Source organism: Actinopolymorpha sp. B17G11, from assembly GCF_040196095.1.
GTDB lineage: Bacteria > Actinomycetota > Actinomycetes > Propionibacteriales > Actinopolymorphaceae > Thermasporomyces.
This window is the reverse complement of sequence record NZ_JBEFTW010000002.1, coordinates 325,800-342,583: the sequence shown is the minus strand read 5'-3', so window position 1 is coordinate 342,583 and position 16,784 is coordinate 325,800. Positions and strand designations below refer to the sequence as shown.

Sequence of the window (16,784 nt, the reverse complement as noted above, 5' to 3'; positions counted from 1 at the left end):
TCACTCCACGGGTGGGCTGGCCAGGGCAATCTGTGCGGCCACGCCGTCGCGGGTCGCACCGAGGGCCTCGGAGATCGACCATGCCGTGGCCGCGACGACCGGGCCGAGGCGTTCCATCCGTACGTTGGGCATCCGTACCTCTGGCGCGGAGACACTGATCGATGCCGCCGGAACGTCGGAGCCGTCGAAGACGACGGCCGCGATCGTCCGGATACCCGACGTGCGCTCGGAGTAGGAGAGCGCGAAGTTGTGGGCCCGGATCTCGGCCAGCTGCTTGCGAAGGAGCACCGGGTCGGTGACCGTCGTCGGGGTCGCGGCCGGTATCGGCCGGGCGAGGATCGACTCCTGCACGGCATGGGCGAGGTGCGCGAGGAGTGCCTTGCCGGGCGCGCCGAGAGGCAGCGGGATCGGTGCGCCGAACTCGGTGTAACTGCGGCGCAGCGGCTGGCGGCTCTCCACCTGGTCGATGACCGCGCGGTCATGGGTGGGCAGCAACACGTGCAGACCGATGGTCTCGTCGATCTCGTCGCGGAGCCGCCGCATCGCCGGGAGGGCGGCTTCGCGCACACTCGTCGCCATCGCTCCTCCGCGGGCGAGCTGGACCAGAAGCGAGCCCAGGGCATAGCGGCGGTCGCGGGTCTGGCGTACCAATCGGTTGTCCTGCAGCGCGCCGAGCAGCCGGTGCGTCGTGCTCGTCGACAGTCCGGTCATCCGGGCGATGTCGCTGATGCCCAGCTCGGGATGGCGGGCGTCGAAGCAGCGCAGAATCGTGACGGCGCGATCGATGGACTGCACGCCTCGACGACGCGCGGGCGTCTCGGATGCGCCCACCTCCGCGCCTGGGGATTCGGGTCCGTTCGGGCCCGCGCCGCCGCCGGGAACGCCGGAGCCCAGGACGCCACCCGATGTGTTCGGATCCTGCCAGTCCGTTGACGTCACCCTGCCTCCCTGCCTAGTGTTCCTGAATTACAGGATGTTATCCCACTTTGCGGCATCCATCGCTTTTGTGGCAAGCACCGATCTTGACCAATTGCACGAACTGACCAAGTGCACGGATTCGTGGCAGCACGGGAGGAATGCCGAACATGTTGCCCCTTGACGGATTCAGGGTTCTCGACCTGACCCGGTTCCTGTCCGGGCCGTACGCGACGATGGTTCTCGCCGAACTCGGCGCCGACGTGATCAAGATCGAGCAGCCGATCACCGGTGACGACTCCCGGCGGCTCAGCCCCAAGGTCAACGGCGAGAGCTATCCGTTCGCCATGCCCAACCGGAGCAAGCGCAGCGTCTCCCTCGACCTGAAGGCCGACCGGGGCAGGGAGGCGTTCCTCCGCCTCGTCGACGGCGCCGACCTGGTGATCGAGAACTTCCGGCCCGGCGTCGTCGCCCGGCTCGGCATCGACTACGAAGTCCTGCGTGCCCTGCGACCGGACCTGCTCTACTGCTCGATCAGCGGCTACGGCCAGAACGGGCCCTACCGCGACCGGCCGGGCTTCGACATCATGGCGCAGGGCGCCGTCGGGTTCCTTCGCATGACCGGGCATCCCGACGGACGGCCGGCGAAGGTCGGCATCGCGGTCAACGACCTCGCCGCCGGCGCAACGGCCGTCTACTCGATCCTCGCAGCCGTTCTCCTCCGCCAGCGCACCGGAAAGGGGCAGCACATCGACGTCTCGCTGGTCGAAGCCGGCCTCGCCTGGACGGTGTGGGAGTCCGGTGCCTGGTTCGGCGGCGGCGAACGCCCCGCACCCACCGGCACCCGACACCGCCGGTCGACGCCGTACCAGGCCTACCGCACCGCCGACGGCTACGTCACGATCGGGGCCAACAACGACCGGCTGTGGGAGCGCCTCGTCACCGGTGTACTCGACCGGCCCGAGTGGCTCGACGACCCCCGTTTCCGCACGCTCCCCGACCGGCTGAGCAACATCGACGACCTCGAACGCGAGATCGAGGCGATCACCACCCACCGTCGTACGCAGGAATGGATCGACGCACTCGACAAGGCAGGTGTCCCCGGCGGACCCGTCCTCACCTACGACGAGGCATTGGCCGATCCCCACGTGCGGGCCCGCGGCATGGTGGTCAACCTCGACCATCCGATCATCGGGGCGATGAACACCATCGGGCCACCCACGAAGTTCAGTGAGTTCGACTTCGCCGTCAGGGCTCCGGCGCCGTGGCTCGGCCAGCACACGGTCGAGGTCCTCACCGAGGCGGGGCTCGCCGACGACGAGATCGCGGCGTTGTTCGCCGACAGCATCGCGTTCGACGCCCATCCGGAGATGCAGCGGCATCGCAGGCCCGCCCCCCAGACCTCCACCACTCCCTACGACCGCGCAGGTGTCGAATCGTGAACTCCGCCAGCCATGCCGACCGTTTCGCCGCTCCAGACGGCGACCTTGTTCTGCGGCGGGACGGTGCCGTCGCCACCGTGCTGCTCAACCGCCCGGACAGCCACAACGCCATCACCCTCGACATGTACACCGCTCTCCCCGACCTCTTCGGCGTAATCGCGGCCGACGAGTCGGTGAAGGTGGTGGTCCTGCGGGGTGCGGGCGTCCGGTCGTTCGCGTCCGGGGCGGACATCAGCGAGTTCGAACGCGTCCGCGGCGACGCCGAGAAGGCCCGCGTCTACAACGACCGGGTGGCCGCGGCCGAGCAATCCATCGAAGAGCTCGACAAACCCACGATCGCGATGATCCACGGCTACTGCATCGGCGGAGGCGCGGGGCTCGCGTTCGCGGCCGACCTGCGCTTCGGCGACGAGCGCACCACGATGGCCATCACCCCGGCCAAGCTCGGTCTCGTCTACAGCCTCGAGTCCACGAAGCGGCTGGTCGACCTGGCGGGACCGTCGCGGGCGAAGTGGATCCTCATGTCCGGCGAGAAGATGTCGGCGGCCGAAGCACTGCGGGTCGGACTGCTCGACGAGGTGACGCCGGTCGACGACCTGGAGAAGCACACCTACGACTTTGCCCACCTGCTCACCACGCGCGCCCAGTACAGCGTCCGGGCGGCGAAGACGATCGTCAACCGGATCGTCGCCGGGCAAACCACCGAGGACGCGGTGACGACCGACCTGCGTAACACCTCGTTCGACACCGCCGACTACGCCGAAGGGGTCCGCGCCTTTCTCGACAAGCGCACTCCGCGGTTCGGCTGAGGGCCACCCGGCCACGCCGATCCGGCGTACGACCGGAACGAAGGGAGCCTTGCAATGACGCATGCGTACCCGAGAAGAACGTTCCTCGCCCTGGGTGCCGCGGCTGTCGGCGTGGCGGGGTGTGCCGACGGAGCCGCGACGGGCGGGGGCGAGGCCGACTACCCGTCGGAGGACCTGGACTGGACGATCGCGTTCGGCCCAGGAGGCGGCAACGACATCATGTCCCGCACCATGGTCGACATCCTCGAGCGGGAGAAGCTCTATCCCGAACACATCGCGGTCCAGAACCGCGAGGGTGGCAGCGGCGCGACGGGCTGGGGCCACGTCTTCAGAAAGTCCGGCGATCCCTATGTCATCTCGACCACGTCGGGATCGTTCCTCACCACGCCGCTGGAGTCCGATCCGGGCTGGACTCCTACCGACTTCACTCCGGTCGGCCTCTTCGCGACCGACGCCGCGCTGCTGGTCGTCAATGCCGGGAGCGGTCTGGCGACCTGGCAGCAGTGGGTCGACCATGCCAAGGGCAAGGGCACCGTCGCGGTCGGCGGCATCGGCACCGTCAACGTCGACTTCATCCTCCACGACATGTTCGCCGCGAAGGCCGGTTACAAGATCGACTACGTACCGTTCAACGACGAGGGGCAACTGCTCACCGCCCTGACGTCGAAGTCCCTCGAGGCGGTGGTCTCCAACCCGGGCGAGGTGATGGGCCAGATCGACGCCGGCGACATGGTGCCGCTGCTCTTCACCGGGCGCGAGTCACCGGCGAAGCTGTCCGACGTACCCACCGGTGAGTCGCTCGGGTTCACCGAGCTTCCCACCATGCCGCGCGGACTGATCCTGCCGCCGGAGGTGCCGGACAACGCCCGGCAGTGGTGGATCACCACGATGAAGAAGCTCGTACGGACCGAGAAGTGGAAGGCCTACCTGCGCGACAACCTTCTCGTCGAGGACGTCCGCTGGGGCGACGACTTCGGCCAGTTCATCGCCGACACCTCCAAGGAGCTGGAGGAGATCCTGCGCGAACGCGGTGCGATATGAGGCTTCGGCGGCTCGGCGCTCGTGGCATGTTCCTCGGCGTGCTCGCGGGCGTGCTTGCCGGATACTCCGTTCTGTCCTGGGACATGGCATGGCGGATGCCCTCGGGGCAGATCGGTCCGGGGTTCTTCCCACGGCTCATCGGTGTGGCCGCGCTCGTCCTCTGCCTCGTCGCCTTGTGGCGACACGATCCTGGGGACGGGGCCGACACCGGAGCCGACACCGGGACCCCGACTCATCCGCCCCTGTTGGCTGGCGCTGTCTGTGCGTGTGTGGGCTTCTTCGTCCTGTTGGCCGTCGCTGGCGCACTTGTCGGCGGGGTGGTGTTTCTCTCCGGCGCGCTGATGCTGCTCAATCCCGGGCGCCGCCGGCTCGTCGGAAACGCCGCTCTCGGTGTCGGCCTGCCGGTCACGCTCTACGTGCTCTTCGAGAGGGTCCTGGACGCCCAGCTGCCCTCCGGAATCTTCTAGAAGGAGCGCCCGCGCATGGGGATCCTGGAGCATCTCGCGACGGGCATCGCGACGGTCCTCAGCCCGCAGAACCTCGTCCTGCTCGCCCTGGGCGTCCTGGTCGGCATGGTGATCGGTGTCATGCCCGGTCTCGGCCCGTCCGCGGGTATCGCCATCCTGCTGCCGTTGACGTTCTCCCTCGATCCGACCGGTGCGATCGTCATGCTCGCCGCGATCTACTACGGCGCGATGTACGGCGGCACGATCACGTCGGTACTCATCAACACACCGGGCGAGTCGGCGACCGTCGCCAGCACGTTCGACGGCTATCCCCTTGCCCGCCGGGGCCGAGCCGGTCCCGCACTCGTCATGGCCGCGGTCGCGTCGTTCGTCGCCGGCACGATCGGGACCCTGCTCATCAGCGTCGCGGCGCCGTTGCTGGCGTCGGTGACGTCGCGGTTCGGCCCGCCGGAGCTCTTCCTGCTGGTGCTCGCCGGCCTGCTCACGTTGGTCGTCGTCATCGGCCGGAACCGTCTGCTTGGTGGGCTCTCCGCTCTCATGGGCTTCGTCCTGGCGACGGTGGGCGTGGACATCGGCGGCGGCGAGCAGCGGTTCACGTTCGGCTCGCCAGAACTCATCAACGGCATCGACTTCATCCCGGTCGCCATCGGGATCTTCGGGCTCGGCGAGGTGTTCCACACGCTCTACCGTGGTGGGCATCTGGAACGGCTCGGCTACTTCTCCGTCAGCGCCCGCGCCAAGGGATTCTGGCCGAACCGCGCCGATGTCCTCGAGTCGCGGGGGCCGATCCTGCGCGGCTCGTTCCTCGGCTTCTTCGTCGGCACGACGCCGGGAGCAGGGGCCACCGTTGCGTCCCTCATGTCCTACAGCGTGGAGAAGTCGCTCTCGGCGAAACCGGGGAGGTTCGGCAAGGGCGCCATGCCGGGTCTCGTCGGTCCGGAGGCGGCGAACAACGCCGCCTCGGCGGGTGCGATGGTTCCACTTCTGACGCTGGGAATTCCGGGCTCCGCGTCCACGGCCGTCCTGCTCGGTGGATTCCTGATGTGGGGCCTGCAGCCAGGTCCGTTGCTGATGGAACAGAACCCCGAGTTCGCGTGGGGCCTCATCGCGAGCATGTACCTTGGGAACGCGATGTTGCTGCTGGTCAACATCTTCTGCATTCCGGCGTTCGCGGGTATCGCACGGGTGCCGTTCCGCGTGCTCGCCCCGATCATCGTCGTCCTCTGTACGTTCGGCACCTTCACCGTCAACACCAGCATGGTCGACGTCGCCGTCATGATCGGGTGCGGGGTGCTCGGATTCTTCATGCGGCTCCACGGATTCTCCCCGGCCGCGCTCGTGGTCGCGCTGGTCCTCGGGCCGATCGCGGAGGAGAGCCTGCGTCAGACGATGATCATCTCTCAGGGCAGTCCCGACATCTTCGTCCAGCGGCCGGCCTCGATCGTGCTGCTGGCCCTGATGGTGGTCCTCGTCCTGCTCCCGGTACTCCTGTCCGGACGTCGGCGCCGGCATGGGCCGGCCCTGGACCAGGGTCGGGACGAAGACCAGAGGCGGCGTACGGATCAGGGTGGGGGCGAGGAACAGGGGGACGATCAGGAACCGGACCGGAGTTCGGCGACAACGCCGTAGTCCGACCGCTGCGACACGCCGGTGAAACTCACGGCGCGAAGCCGCTCCGCCGACCGCCGGTCCAGGACCACCGCCGACCGGGCGCCGGGCACCAGATGTGCCGGGTCTCCCTCCCGTTCCACCGCGGCCAGGAGCGCGCCCCATCGGCGACAGTGCCGCTGGAAGGTCTGCACGCCAAGGGATCGCCCTCGCGCCCGCTGACCCGCCCGGGCCTGCTCTGGTGTCGCATCGAGGAGCACGAGGTGCAGGACGCGACGCTCAGCAGCGACGAGGCGCCCCAGCAGGCTGCGTACCCATGGACGCGTACCGCAGTCGGGAACCATCACCGGACCTCCGTGCCGGATCGCCGCCCAGACGCGACCGTAGTGCACCGCGTGCACGGCCGGGCGCCACCAGGCGTAGGCATGGCTCCCCATGTACCGCTGCCAGCGGAAACGTTCCTGCTCGGAGTCGACGATCCGGACGCCTCCCCGCTGCTCCGGGAGGGGCTCGTCAGCGGCGGTCCCGGAAAGCCTGTGCAGAAGGGTGCTCTTGCCGGCACCTGGGATCCCGACGAGAACGACGACCGAGTCGACCGGATAGCGCAGGTGGTCAACACCCTTGTCGCGGAAATCGTGACACCCGGTGAGGGTCGCGTCGGTGTCGAAGAACATGCGGGTTCAACGCGCCTGGGGACCGCTGTCGTTCCTTCGAGCCGGCCTGGACGGATACGCTGCCGCCGGTAGCACTGATGGCCGACAGCCCGCCGCACCTCGCACCACCGAGTGCGTCAAGGCTGCGGACCTCACCTCCCGGTGGAAGGGGATCCATGCGTGTGGGCGTGATCTTGCCGTTGGGCGAGGAGTCGCAGCCGGGTGTGCCGCTGAGCTACGCCGACATCCGGTCCCTCGCGACCCGCGCAGAGGACGCCGGCCTGGACTCGGTGTGGGTCTATGACCACCTGCTCGGCGAGTCGACCGAGGATGCGTCGGCGTCGCCGTGGGAGGCATGGACGGTGATGAGCGCGCTCGCCGACGCCACGTCACGCGTACGCATCGGCGCGCTGGTGCTGTGTACGGCGTTCCGACCACCCGCCGTCCTCGCCCGGATGGCCGACACACTGCAGGAGATCAGCGGCGGCCGGGTGGTCCTCGGCCTGGGCGCGGGGTGGCACGAGCCGGAGTTCCAGGCGTTCGGGCTGCCGTTCGACCACCGGGTCGGCAGGTTCGCAGAGGCGCTGGAGATCATCACGACCATGCTGCGTACGGGCCGTGCGTCCGTGTCCGGTCGCTTCCACCACGCCGCCGACGCGCCCGTACGCATCCGCCCGGACCGGACCGGCCCGGAAGTGCTGGTGGCCGGAGTTCGGCCACGCATGCTCCGGCTCACCGCGGAGTACGCCGACAGCTGGAACCTCGCGTGGTTCGGCCTGCCCGGCGACCGGTTCCGGGAGGCGAACGCCGCCCTCACCGCCGCCTGCCAGGAGATCGGCCGCGACCCGGCGACGCTCGCCCGCACCGCCGGCATCCGGATCGCCGCTCCCGGCGGCCAGACCGCGAACCCCGACGGTGACGACCAGGATCCGGCGCGGGTCATCCGTGGCGACGCCGATCAGATCGCGGACGCCTTCGCCGCCTGGGAGTCCGAAGGCGTGTCGGAGCTCATCTGCTGGCCCGAGCCGAGCGAGGCGGCCAGTATCGATCTCGTCGCCGACGCGCTCGCCCGCTACCGCGCCCGGTAGTACGACGAGAGCTTCGATCGCGACTCGCTCCAAGCCGCCTCGCCGTTCACCGTTTTGCCCCGACCGGTCCGGTGATCGCCTAGCATCGGCCTGACGAGGCGCTGGTCTGCCGCACGCAGGTGGCATCCAAGCCTTTGCGACGGTGGGGCTTCGCCAGGTGGGACCGGCGAGGGAGCGGGGGGCGATGACGGCAACGAGAGAGTCGCAGGAGCAGGTCGTCCATCACGACGGCCGGATCGACCTCAGGGATCCGTCCGCCATTGTCGCGAGTCGGTACGCCAACGCCGAACTCGCACCGACGCCGACTAAGGACCGGCGCTGGACGACGTACAACTACACCGCCCTGTGGATGGGGATGGCGCACAACATTCCCGCGTACCTCCTCGCCTCGGGCCTGGTGGCGATCGGGATGAACTGGCTGCAGGCGTTCGTCACGATCACCCTCGCCAACCTGATCGTGCTCGTGCCGATGCTGCTCAACAGCCATGCGGGTACGAAGTACGGCATCCCGTTCCCCGTCTTCGCCCGCGCCTTCTACGGCGTCCGTGGCGCGAACCTTCCAGCCCTGCTGCGGGCGTTCATCGCCTGCGGGTGGTTCGGCATCCAGACCTGGATCGGTGGCCAGGCGATCTTCGTGATAGTCGGCAAACTGGCGGGGGTCGCGTGGATCGAGGCCACTGCTCTCGCCGGCCAGCCGTGGACCCTGTGGCTCAGCTTCGGTTTCTTCTGGGCGGTCCAGATGGTCCTCATCGCCCGCGGGATCGACGGCCTGCGACGGTTCGAGAACTGGGCTGCTCCGCTCGTCACCGTCGCGTTCCTCGCTCTCCTCGTCTACATGGTGATCGAGGCGGACGGGTTCGGTCCGATCTTCTCCCAGCCGTCGCAACTCGGCTGGGGCGTCGACTTCTGGACGGTCTTCTGGCCGTCGCTGATGGGCATGATCGCGTTCTGGGCGACCCTCTCGCTGAACATGCCCGACTTCACGAGGTTCTCGGGAGGCCAACGCCAGCAGGCGATCGGGCAGGTGCTCGGCCTGCCGACCACGATGGCGTTCATCTCGATCGTGTCGATCATGATCACCTCGGCCACGATCGTGGTCTACGGCGAGGCGGTCTGGGATCCGGTCGAGGTGGCCAGGCGCTTCGACCATCCGGTCATCGTCATCATCGGACTGGTCATGGCGATCCTCGCCACCATGTCGTGCAACGTCGCGGCCAACGTCGTCAGTCCGTCGTACGACTTCTCCAACGCGCTGCCGCGCTGGCTCACCTTCCGTACGGCCGGCCTGCTCACCGGCGTGATCGGCATCCTCATCCAGCCGTGGCGGCTGATCTCGGGCCCGAACGTCTACATCTTCGCCTGGCTGGGCTTCTACGGCGGGGTGCTCGCCTCCGTGGCCGGCGTCCTCATCGCGGGTTACTGGATCGTCGACCGCACCACCATCGCGCTCGGCGACCTGTACCGCGTCGGTGGGCGCTACTGGTACACCGCCGGCTGGAACTGGCGGGCGGTCGTCGCGACGGTCGTCGGCGCGGTCCTCGCGGTCGGCGGCGCCTACTCCGCGCCGGGCAAGGGGCCCTTCCCCGCCGACGGTCTGCTCCCCTGGCTCCGACCGTTGTACGACTACAGCTGGGCGGTGGGTCTGGCCGCGGGGCTCATCATCTACGTGGCGCTGTCCGCGACGCGACCAGCGTCCTCCACCCGAGCGGCGTCGTCCCACACGAAAGGAACGGGGAGTGTCTGACCATGCCTGACTCGAGAAGTACGCCGGGAACGGTGCGGGCCGCGCTCGTGCAGCAACGCTGGACCGGCGACAAGGACTCGATGATCGCGAACGCGGTCGCGCACATCCAGACGGCGGCCTCGCAGGGCGCGCAGGTCGTGTGTCTGCAGGAACTCTTCTACGGTCCGTACTTCTGCCAGGTGCAGGACGCCGACTACTACTCCTACACCGAGCAGATCCCCGACGGCCCGACGACGCAGCTGATGTGCGAGCTCGCCCGTCAGCACGGCATCGTGCTCGTGGTCCCGATGTATGAAGAGGAACAGCCGGGCGTCTACTACAACACCGCCGCTGTCATCGACGCCGACGGGCGCTACCTCGGCAAGCACCGCAAGAACCACATCCCGCAGGTGAAAGGTTTCTGGGAGAAGTTCTACTTCCGACCCGGGAACCTCGGCTATCCGGTGTTCGACACCGCAGTCGGGCGGATCGGTGTCTACATCTGCTACGAACGCCACTTCCCCGAAGGCTGGCGCGCGCTCGGACTCGCCGGCGCGCGGATCGTCTTCAATCCTTCGGCGACGAGCCGCGGCCTCTCGCAGTATCTGTGGCGGCTCGAGCAGCCGGCTGCCGCTGTCGCCAACGAGTACTTCGTCGGGGCGCTCAACCGCGTCGGCGTCGAACCCCTGGGAGACAACGACTTCTACGGCCAGTCGTACTTCGCCGACCCGCGCGGGCAGGTGGTCGGCGACGCCGCATCCGACACCGACGACGAGGTGGTCGTCCGCGACCTCGACATGGCGGTGCTGTCCGAGGTGCGTGATCTGTGGGCCTTCTACCGCGACCGGCGGCCCGAGACCTACGACTCTCTCGTGACGCCGTAGGTCGAAGGGACGCAGGCGATGAACACCGTCATCCGCAACGGAATCCTCCTCTCGACCACCGGCGCGACCCCCGCCGACGTGCTCGTCGCCGGTGAGAAGGTCGCGGCGGTCGCGGCGCCCGAGTCCGGCCTCGCCGACACCTGGGCGGCGGGTGCGGACCGGGTGATCGACGCCACGGGGAAGTACGTCCTGCCCGGTGGCATCGACGTCCACACGCACATGGAGATGCCCTTCGGCGGAACGCATTCAGCCGACACGTTCGAGACCGGTACCACCGCCGCCGCCTGGGGCGGCACCACGACCATCGTCGACTTCGCGGTGCAGCCCAAGGGCACGTCCCTGCTGTCGGCGTTGGAGGCATGGCACGGGAAAGCCGCCGGCAAGGCCGCGGTCGACTATGGCTTCCACATGATCATCTCCGACGTCAACGACGCCACGCTGAAGGAGATGGACGCCTGCGTCGGGGCCGGAGTGAACTCCTTCAAGATGTTCATGGCCTACCCCGGAGTGTTCTACGCGACCGACGGCGAGATCCTGCGGGCGATGCAGAAGGCGAAGGACATCGGCGCGACGATCATGATGCACGCCGAGAACGGCATCGCGATCGACCAGTTGGTCGTCCAGGCGTTGGCCGAGGGTCGGACCGATCCTGTACACCACGGCACGACCCGGCCGCCGGAGCTCGAAGCGGAAGCGACCCACCGGGCCATCACCCTGGCGAAGGTCACCGGGGCGCCGCTCTACATCGTCCACCTGTCGGCGAGCCAGGCGCTCAGTGCCGTCGCCGCTGCCCGCGACACCGGGCAGAACGTGTTCGCCGAGACCTGTCCGCAGTACCTCTTCCTGTCCCTCGACGACCTCGGTCGGCCGGACTTCGAGGGTGCGAAGTACGTCGCCTCGCCACCGCTGCGCCCCGTCGAGCATCAGGACGAGCTGTGGCGTGGGCTGCGGACGAACGACCTGAGCGTCGTGTCAACCGACCATTGCCCGTTCTGCTTCAAGGACCAGAAGCAGCTCGGCAAGGGTGACTTCTCGAAGATTCCCAACGGAATTCCGGGCGTGGAACACCGGATGGATCTGTTGCACCAGGGCGTCGTCCGCGGCGAGATCTCGTTGGGTCGTTGGGTGGAGATCGCCTCGACGACGCCCGCGCGGATGTTCGGCCTCTATCCCCGCAAGGGCGTGATCGCGCCCGGGTCCGATGCCGACATCGTGGTCTACGACCCGCGGGCACGACAAACCCTGTCGGTGCGTACGCATCACATGGCCGTCGACTATTCGGCGTACGAAGGAATGTCGATCACCGGCCGGGTCGAGACGGTGCTTTCGCGCGGGCGGATCATCATCACCGGTGGGGAGTTCCACGGTCGGGCGGGCCACGGTGGGTTCCTCGCCCGCGACCTCTGCCAGTACCTCACCTGAGCGAGCGCCTGCACTCAGGCCCGCTCGCATCGTCGACAACACACGCAGGAAACTTGGGGGACGCATGGAATTCGGGGTGGTCCTGCAGAACGATCCGCCGGCCCGTGACGTCGTCGACCGGATGCGGCTGGCGGAGGGCAACGGCTTCAGCTACGGCTGGACCTTCGACTCCCACGTGCTGTGGCAGGAGCCGTTCGTGATCTACTCCCAGATCCTCGCGGCCACGTCGCGCATGACGGTCGGTCCGATGGTCACCAACCCCGGGACGCGCGACTGGTCGGTGACCGCGTCGATGTTCGCGACACTCAACGAGATGCACGGTAACCGCACGATCTGCGGTATGGGGCGCGGTGACTCCGCCCACCGGGTGATCGGCCGGCGACCCGCCACCCTCGCCACCGTGCGCGAGTCCATGCACGTCATCAAGGAGCTCGCCGAAGGCCGGGAGGTTGTCCACCACGGCGTACCCCTGCGGATCCCGTGGGTACGCGAGGGAAGGCTGCCCATGTGGCTCGCTGGCTACGGCCCGAAGGCACTGCGCCTCGTCGGTGAGGTGGCCGACGGCTTCATCCTGCAGACGGCCGACCTCGACATCGCCCGCTGGACGATCGGGTCGGTGCGTCAAGCCGCACTTGACATCGGCCGTGATCCGGGCGCGATCACCATGTGCGTGGCGGCTCCGGCCTACGTCGGCGCCGACGTGCCGCATCAGCGGGACCGGCTGCGGTGGTTCGGCGGGATGGTCGGCAACCACGTGGCCGATCTCGTCGCCCGTTACGGCACGGACGGCCCGATCCCCCGGGCGCTCACCGACTACATCGCCGGGCGGGAGGGCTACGACTACTCCCACCACGGCAAGGCCGGCCATCCGTCCACCGACTTCGTACCCGACGCGATCGTCGACCGGTTCTGCCTGGTCGGTCCGGAGTCGGCGCACGTGGACCGGCTCCGTGAGCTCGCCGAGATCGGGGTCGACCACTTCGCGCTGTACCTCATGCACGACGAACCCGAACGCACGCTCGAGGCGTACGGCCGCGACATCATCCCCAAGCTGCGGCGCTGAGCCGGATGTGGACGGCCCGGAACTCCTCAGGCGTACGCCGCAACACCGCCAGGCGCGGGTCGGGCACGTGCAGATGCGGCGGCACGACGAGCCGATGCAGCGCGGCCAGCCGGGTGTCGGCGAGGACCTGCTCGACCGCCCGCTTGTCACCACCGACGACGACCGCGTCAAGCTCGCCCGCTTCGGCACGGGGGACGACGACCCGGGCGACGACGTCCGCGGCCGCACCGAACGCCTCCCTCGCCTGCTTCTCCCGCCGCCGCGCGAACCGCTGCTGTGACCAGCCGCCGGCGGCGGACCGGCCCTGCACCAGGCGCGACCCGACCTTCGACGCCACAAGATGGCGACCCTCGAACACTCCTGCGGCGTACCCACCCATCCGGACGAGTACGACGCCGACCGTCCGGTCACGGCGGGCGTGCTCGACCAGACCGGCGTACGGCAAGGTCTCGTCGACCGAGAGCGGAGGGAACGGCACGCGACACTCAGCCCGCGCACCATCGGCCGCGGTGACCGCCACGGTTTCCGGAGTCGCGGCGTACGACGTCTCCCCGTGTCGGTCAGCGAAGCCGGCCAGCCAACGGTCGAGCCGTTCGGGCGCACACCGGATCTCCTTCACGCCCACCATCCTGGCAGCGGACGGACCGGACTGGGCGTGGTGGTGCGGAGATGCCGTTCAGACGTTGAAGCCGAGCGCGCGGAGCTGCTCGCGACCTTCGTCGGTGATCTTGTCCGGGCCCCACGGCGGCATCCAGACCCAGTTGATCCGGAACGCATCGACCACGCCGTCAAGCGCCACCTGCGTCTGGTCCTCGATCACGTCGGTGAGCGGACACGCCGCGGACGTCAGGGTCATGTCGATCGTCGCGACACCCGCGTCGTCCAGCGCAACGCCGTAGACGAGACCGAGGTCGACGACGTTGATGCCGAGCTCGGGGTCGACCACATCCTTCATCGCCTCGAGAACGTCGTCGTCAGACGTCTTCACTTCGGTCATCGCCCGGCTCCCCTCTCGTCGTCCGACTGGGTGCCCAACTGCTCCGACGCTACCTGCTCGTGCGTGCCAACTGCATCACCAGCACCCATCGCCTGCAGAGTCGCGTCCTTCCACGCCATCCAGGCGAGGAGCGCACACTTGATCCGCGCGGGGTACTTCGACACACCGGCGAAGGCGACGCCGTCTTCGAGCACCTCCTCGTCCGGTTCGACCTGGCCCTTCGACTGCATGAGCGCGAGGAACTCGTCATGCACCCGCATCGCGTCGTCGACCCGGCGGCCTTGCACAAGGTCGTGGAGCACCGAAGCGGCCGCTTGGCTGATCGAACACCCCATGCAGTCGTACGACACGTCCTCGACGACCGGTCCGTCTCCGTCGCCCTCGCCACTGGACAGGCGGACCCGGAGCGTCACCTCGTCACCGCACGTGGGGTTGACGTGGTAGACCTCGGCGTCGAAGGGATCCCGCAGGCCCTTGCCGTGCGGGCTTCGGTAGTGGTCCAGGATGATGTCCTGGTAGAGCGCCTCGACCTGCATCAGGTTCCCGTACCCCTGTCCACGCCAAGAGCACTGTCCACGCCCAGAGCACTGTCCACGCCGAAGAAGCGCTTGACCTCCTCGACGCCCTCGGCGAGCGCGTCGACGTCGGCCCGGGTGTTGTAGAGGTAGAACGTCGCTCGCGTGGTGGCCGGGATGCCGTAGCGGCGCACGATCGGCCAGGCGCAGTGGTGCCCGACCCGGACGGCGATGCCGAGGTCGTCGAGGACCTGGCCCACGTCGTGCGGGTGGATCCCGTCGACGACGAACGACACCGCTCCCCCACGCGCCTCCGCCGTCGGCGGCCCGATGATGCGTACGCCGGGGATGGCGGCCAACCGGTGCAGGGCGTACGCCGTGAGGTCGTGCTCATGCGCGGCGACGGCCTCCATGCCGACGGCATTCAGATAGTCGACCGCGGCGCCGAGCCCGATCGCCTGGGCGATGTTGGGCACCCCTGCCTCGAACTTCTGTGGCGGCGGAGCGAACGTCGTCATGTCCATGCGGACGACCTCGATCATCGACCCGCCGGTGAGGAACGGCGGCATCGCCTCGAGCAGCTCGCGGCGCCCCAGCAGCACCCCGATGCCGGTCGGGCCGAGCATCTTGTGGCCGGAGAAGGCGAGAAAGTCCACGCCGAGCCGGTGGAAGTCGACCGGCTGGTGCGGCACCGACTGCGCGGCGTCGACGACGACGAGCGCCCCGACGACATGGGCCCGGGCGGTGATGAGATCGAGCGGGTTGACCGTGCCGAGGACGTTGGACTGCTGGGTCAACGCCACCACCTTGGTGCGCGGCGTGATCATGGCCTCGACATCGGAGAGGTCGAGCCGGCCGTCGTCGGTGAGCCCGAACCACTTCAGCGTGGCCCCGGTGCGCTGGCACAACATCTGCCAGGGCACGAGGTTGCCGTGGTGCTCCATCTCGGTCACCACGATCTCGTCGCCGGGGCCGACCGAGAAGCGCTCCGCCGCAGGGCCCGCCGTCGCGGCATTGCTCATCGCATACGCCACGAGGTTGATGCCCTCGGTGGTGTTCTTGGTGAACACCACCTCACCTTCGTCAGCACCGACGAACGCGGCGATCCGCGCCCGGGCGGACTCGTAGAGGTCGGTCGCCTCCTCGGCCAGCCGGTGCGCGCCCCGGTGGACGGCGGCGTTGTGCTGCTCGTAGAAGTCGCGTTCGGCGTCGAGAACCTGGCGCGGCTTCTGCGAGGTCGCCCCGCTGTCGAGGTAGACGAGCCGACGACCGTTGGGCAGGACCCGGTCGAGGATCGCGAAGTCCTTCCGGATCCTCTGCGCGTCCAGCCGGTCTACTGCAGGGGTGGTCGTCACGTGGATGCGCCCGCCTTCGCGTAGCTCGCGTAGCCCTCGGCCTCGAGCTTCTCGGCCAGCTCGGGGCCACCTTCCTCGGCGACCCGGCCGTCGACGAAGACGTGCACGTGGTCCGGCGTGATGTAGCGCAGGATCCGGGTGTAGTGGGTGATGAGCAGGACGCCCTTGTCACCCTTGTCGCTGAACCGGTTGACGCCTTCCGACACGACCTTCAGGGCGTCGATGTCGAGCCCGGAGTCGGTCTCGTCGAGGATCGCGAACTTCGGGTCGAGCAGCTCCAGCTGGAGGATCTCGTTCCGCTTCTTCTCACCGCCGGAGAAGCCCTCGTTGACGTTGCGCTGGGCGAAGTCGGCCCCCATGCCCAGCCGGTCCAGAGCGCCGTTGACGTCCTTCACCCAGTGCCGCAGTGCCGGCGCCTTGCCGTCGACCGCGGTCTTGGCCGTACGCAGGAAGTTGGAGACCGAGACTCCCGCCACCTCGACGGGGTACTGCATGGCGAGGAACAGCCCGGCCCGGGCGCGTTCGTCGACTGTCATCGTGAGGAGGTCGGTGCCGTCGAGCGTGACGCCGCCCTTGGTGATCTGGTACTTCGGGTGGCCGGCGATGGAGTACGCCAAAGTCGACTTGCCCGAGCCGTTCGGGCCCATGATGGCGTGGGTCTCCCCCGACGTGACGGTCAGGTCGACCCCACGCAGGATCTCCTTCGGACCGGACTCGGTCTCGACGGACACGTGCAGGTCGCGGATCTCGAGGGTGCTCACGGGATATCAGGCTCCAGTTTCTCGTGCAGGTCAGTCGCTTG

At 68.5% G+C, this 16,784-nt stretch carries 17 protein-coding genes; 10 read left to right on the top strand and 7 right to left on the bottom strand.

Annotation, left to right across the window (positions count from 1 at the left end):
* Positions 1-939 (bottom strand): IclR family transcriptional regulator, encoded by a 939-nt coding sequence (locus tag ABN028_RS03905; RefSeq protein WP_349326593.1) that lies wholly within the window; start codon positions 937-939, stop codon positions 1-3.
* Between the two features lie 146 nt (positions 940-1,085).
* On the opposite strand from ABN028_RS03905, the gene ABN028_RS03900 reads away from it, so the two are divergent.
* The 5 genes from ABN028_RS03900 to ABN028_RS03880 are packed head-to-tail and all read left to right on the top strand — an operon-like array spanning position 1,086 to position 6,303.
* Positions 1,086-2,357 carry a CaiB/BaiF CoA transferase family protein gene (locus ABN028_RS03900; RefSeq protein WP_349695641.1) on the top strand — a complete coding sequence of 424 codons (1,272 nt, stop codon included), beginning with the start codon at positions 1,086-1,088 and terminating at the stop codon, positions 2,355-2,357.
* Positions 2,354-3,166, top strand: a complete 813-nt coding sequence (locus ABN028_RS03895; RefSeq protein ID WP_349326590.1) for an enoyl-CoA hydratase-related protein — start codon at positions 2,354-2,356, stop codon at positions 3,164-3,166. Before ABN028_RS03900 ends, ABN028_RS03895 begins: the two co-directional genes overlap by 4 nt.
* A gap of 54 nt (positions 3,167-3,220) precedes the next feature.
* Positions 3,221-4,207, top strand: coding sequence for a Bug family tripartite tricarboxylate transporter substrate binding protein (locus ABN028_RS03890; protein ID WP_349326589.1), 987 nt, complete (start codon positions 3,221-3,223; stop codon positions 4,205-4,207).
* The gene (locus ABN028_RS03885) at positions 4,204-4,674 is read left to right on the top strand and encodes a tripartite tricarboxylate transporter TctB family protein (protein ID WP_349695640.1); all 471 of its coding nucleotides are present in this window, start codon (positions 4,204-4,206) and stop codon (positions 4,672-4,674) included. The genes ABN028_RS03890 and ABN028_RS03885 overlap by 4 nt, the downstream gene beginning before the upstream one ends.
* A gap of 15 nt (positions 4,675-4,689) precedes the next feature.
* Entirely contained in the window at positions 4,690-6,303 is a 1,614-nt protein-coding gene (locus ABN028_RS03880; protein ID WP_349695639.1) for a tripartite tricarboxylate transporter permease, read from the top strand.
* Here ABN028_RS03880 and ABN028_RS03875 read toward each other — a convergent pair.
* Complete coding sequence (locus ABN028_RS03875; RefSeq protein WP_349689435.1) at positions 6,267-6,956, bottom strand: AAA family ATPase; 690 nt, start codon at positions 6,954-6,956, stop codon at positions 6,267-6,269. The two genes, ABN028_RS03880 and ABN028_RS03875, sit on opposite strands and share 37 nt — an antisense overlap.
* Positions 6,957-7,111: 155 nt before the next feature.
* Between ABN028_RS03875 and ABN028_RS03870 the strand changes: the two genes are divergently transcribed.
* The 5 genes from ABN028_RS03870 (at position 7,112) to ABN028_RS03850 (ending at position 13,115) form a co-directional block, all read left to right on the top strand.
* Positions 7,112-8,023, top strand: coding sequence for an LLM class flavin-dependent oxidoreductase (locus ABN028_RS03870; protein ID WP_349326583.1), 912 nt, complete (start codon positions 7,112-7,114; stop codon positions 8,021-8,023).
* Positions 8,024-8,207: 184 nt separating this feature from the next.
* Positions 8,208-9,767: an NCS1 family nucleobase:cation symporter-1 gene (locus ABN028_RS03865; protein WP_349695638.1), complete on the top strand. Its 1,560-nt coding sequence runs from the start codon at positions 8,208-8,210 to the stop codon at positions 9,765-9,767.
* A gap of 2 nt (positions 9,768-9,769) precedes the next feature.
* Entirely contained in the window at positions 9,770-10,630 is an 861-nt protein-coding gene (locus ABN028_RS03860) for a nitrilase-related carbon-nitrogen hydrolase (protein ID WP_349326580.1), read from the top strand.
* An 18-nt stretch (positions 10,631-10,648) separates the two neighbouring features.
* Positions 10,649-12,052: a dihydropyrimidinase gene (gene hydA / locus ABN028_RS03855; RefSeq protein WP_349695637.1), complete on the top strand. Its 1,404-nt coding sequence runs from the start codon at positions 10,649-10,651 to the stop codon at positions 12,050-12,052.
* A gap of 64 nt (positions 12,053-12,116) precedes the next feature.
* Complete coding sequence (locus tag ABN028_RS03850) at positions 12,117-13,115, top strand: TIGR03842 family LLM class F420-dependent oxidoreductase (protein ID WP_349695636.1); 999 nt, start codon at positions 12,117-12,119, stop codon at positions 13,113-13,115.
* On the opposite strand, the gene ABN028_RS03845 is transcribed toward ABN028_RS03850, so the two are convergent.
* The 5 genes from ABN028_RS03845 to sufC are packed head-to-tail and all read right to left on the bottom strand — an operon-like array spanning position 13,093 to position 16,743.
* Positions 13,093-13,743 (bottom strand): acVLRF1 family peptidyl-tRNA hydrolase, encoded by a 651-nt coding sequence (locus ABN028_RS03845; protein WP_502877542.1) that lies wholly within the window; start codon positions 13,741-13,743, stop codon positions 13,093-13,095. The genes ABN028_RS03850 and ABN028_RS03845 overlap by 23 nt on opposite strands.
* A gap of 48 nt (positions 13,744-13,791) precedes the next feature.
* Positions 13,792-14,112, bottom strand: a complete 321-nt coding sequence (locus tag ABN028_RS03840) for a metal-sulfur cluster assembly factor (RefSeq protein ID WP_349326573.1) — start codon at positions 14,110-14,112, stop codon at positions 13,792-13,794.
* A complete protein-coding gene (gene sufU, locus ABN028_RS03835; protein ID WP_349695635.1) occupies positions 14,109-14,648 on the bottom strand; it encodes a Fe-S cluster assembly sulfur transfer protein SufU in 540 nt (179 codons plus the stop codon). The genes ABN028_RS03840 and sufU overlap by 4 nt, the downstream gene beginning before the upstream one ends.
* On the bottom strand, positions 14,648-15,982 hold the full coding sequence (locus ABN028_RS03830) for a cysteine desulfurase (protein ID WP_349326570.1): 1,335 nt from the start codon (positions 15,980-15,982) through the stop codon (positions 14,648-14,650). Before ABN028_RS03830 ends, sufU begins: the two co-directional genes overlap by 1 nt.
* On the bottom strand, positions 15,979-16,743 hold the full coding sequence (gene sufC, locus ABN028_RS03825; RefSeq protein WP_349326568.1) for a Fe-S cluster assembly ATPase SufC: 765 nt from the start codon (positions 16,741-16,743) through the stop codon (positions 15,979-15,981). The genes ABN028_RS03830 and sufC overlap by 4 nt, the downstream gene beginning before the upstream one ends.
* Positions 16,744-16,784: the final 41 nt, after the last annotated feature.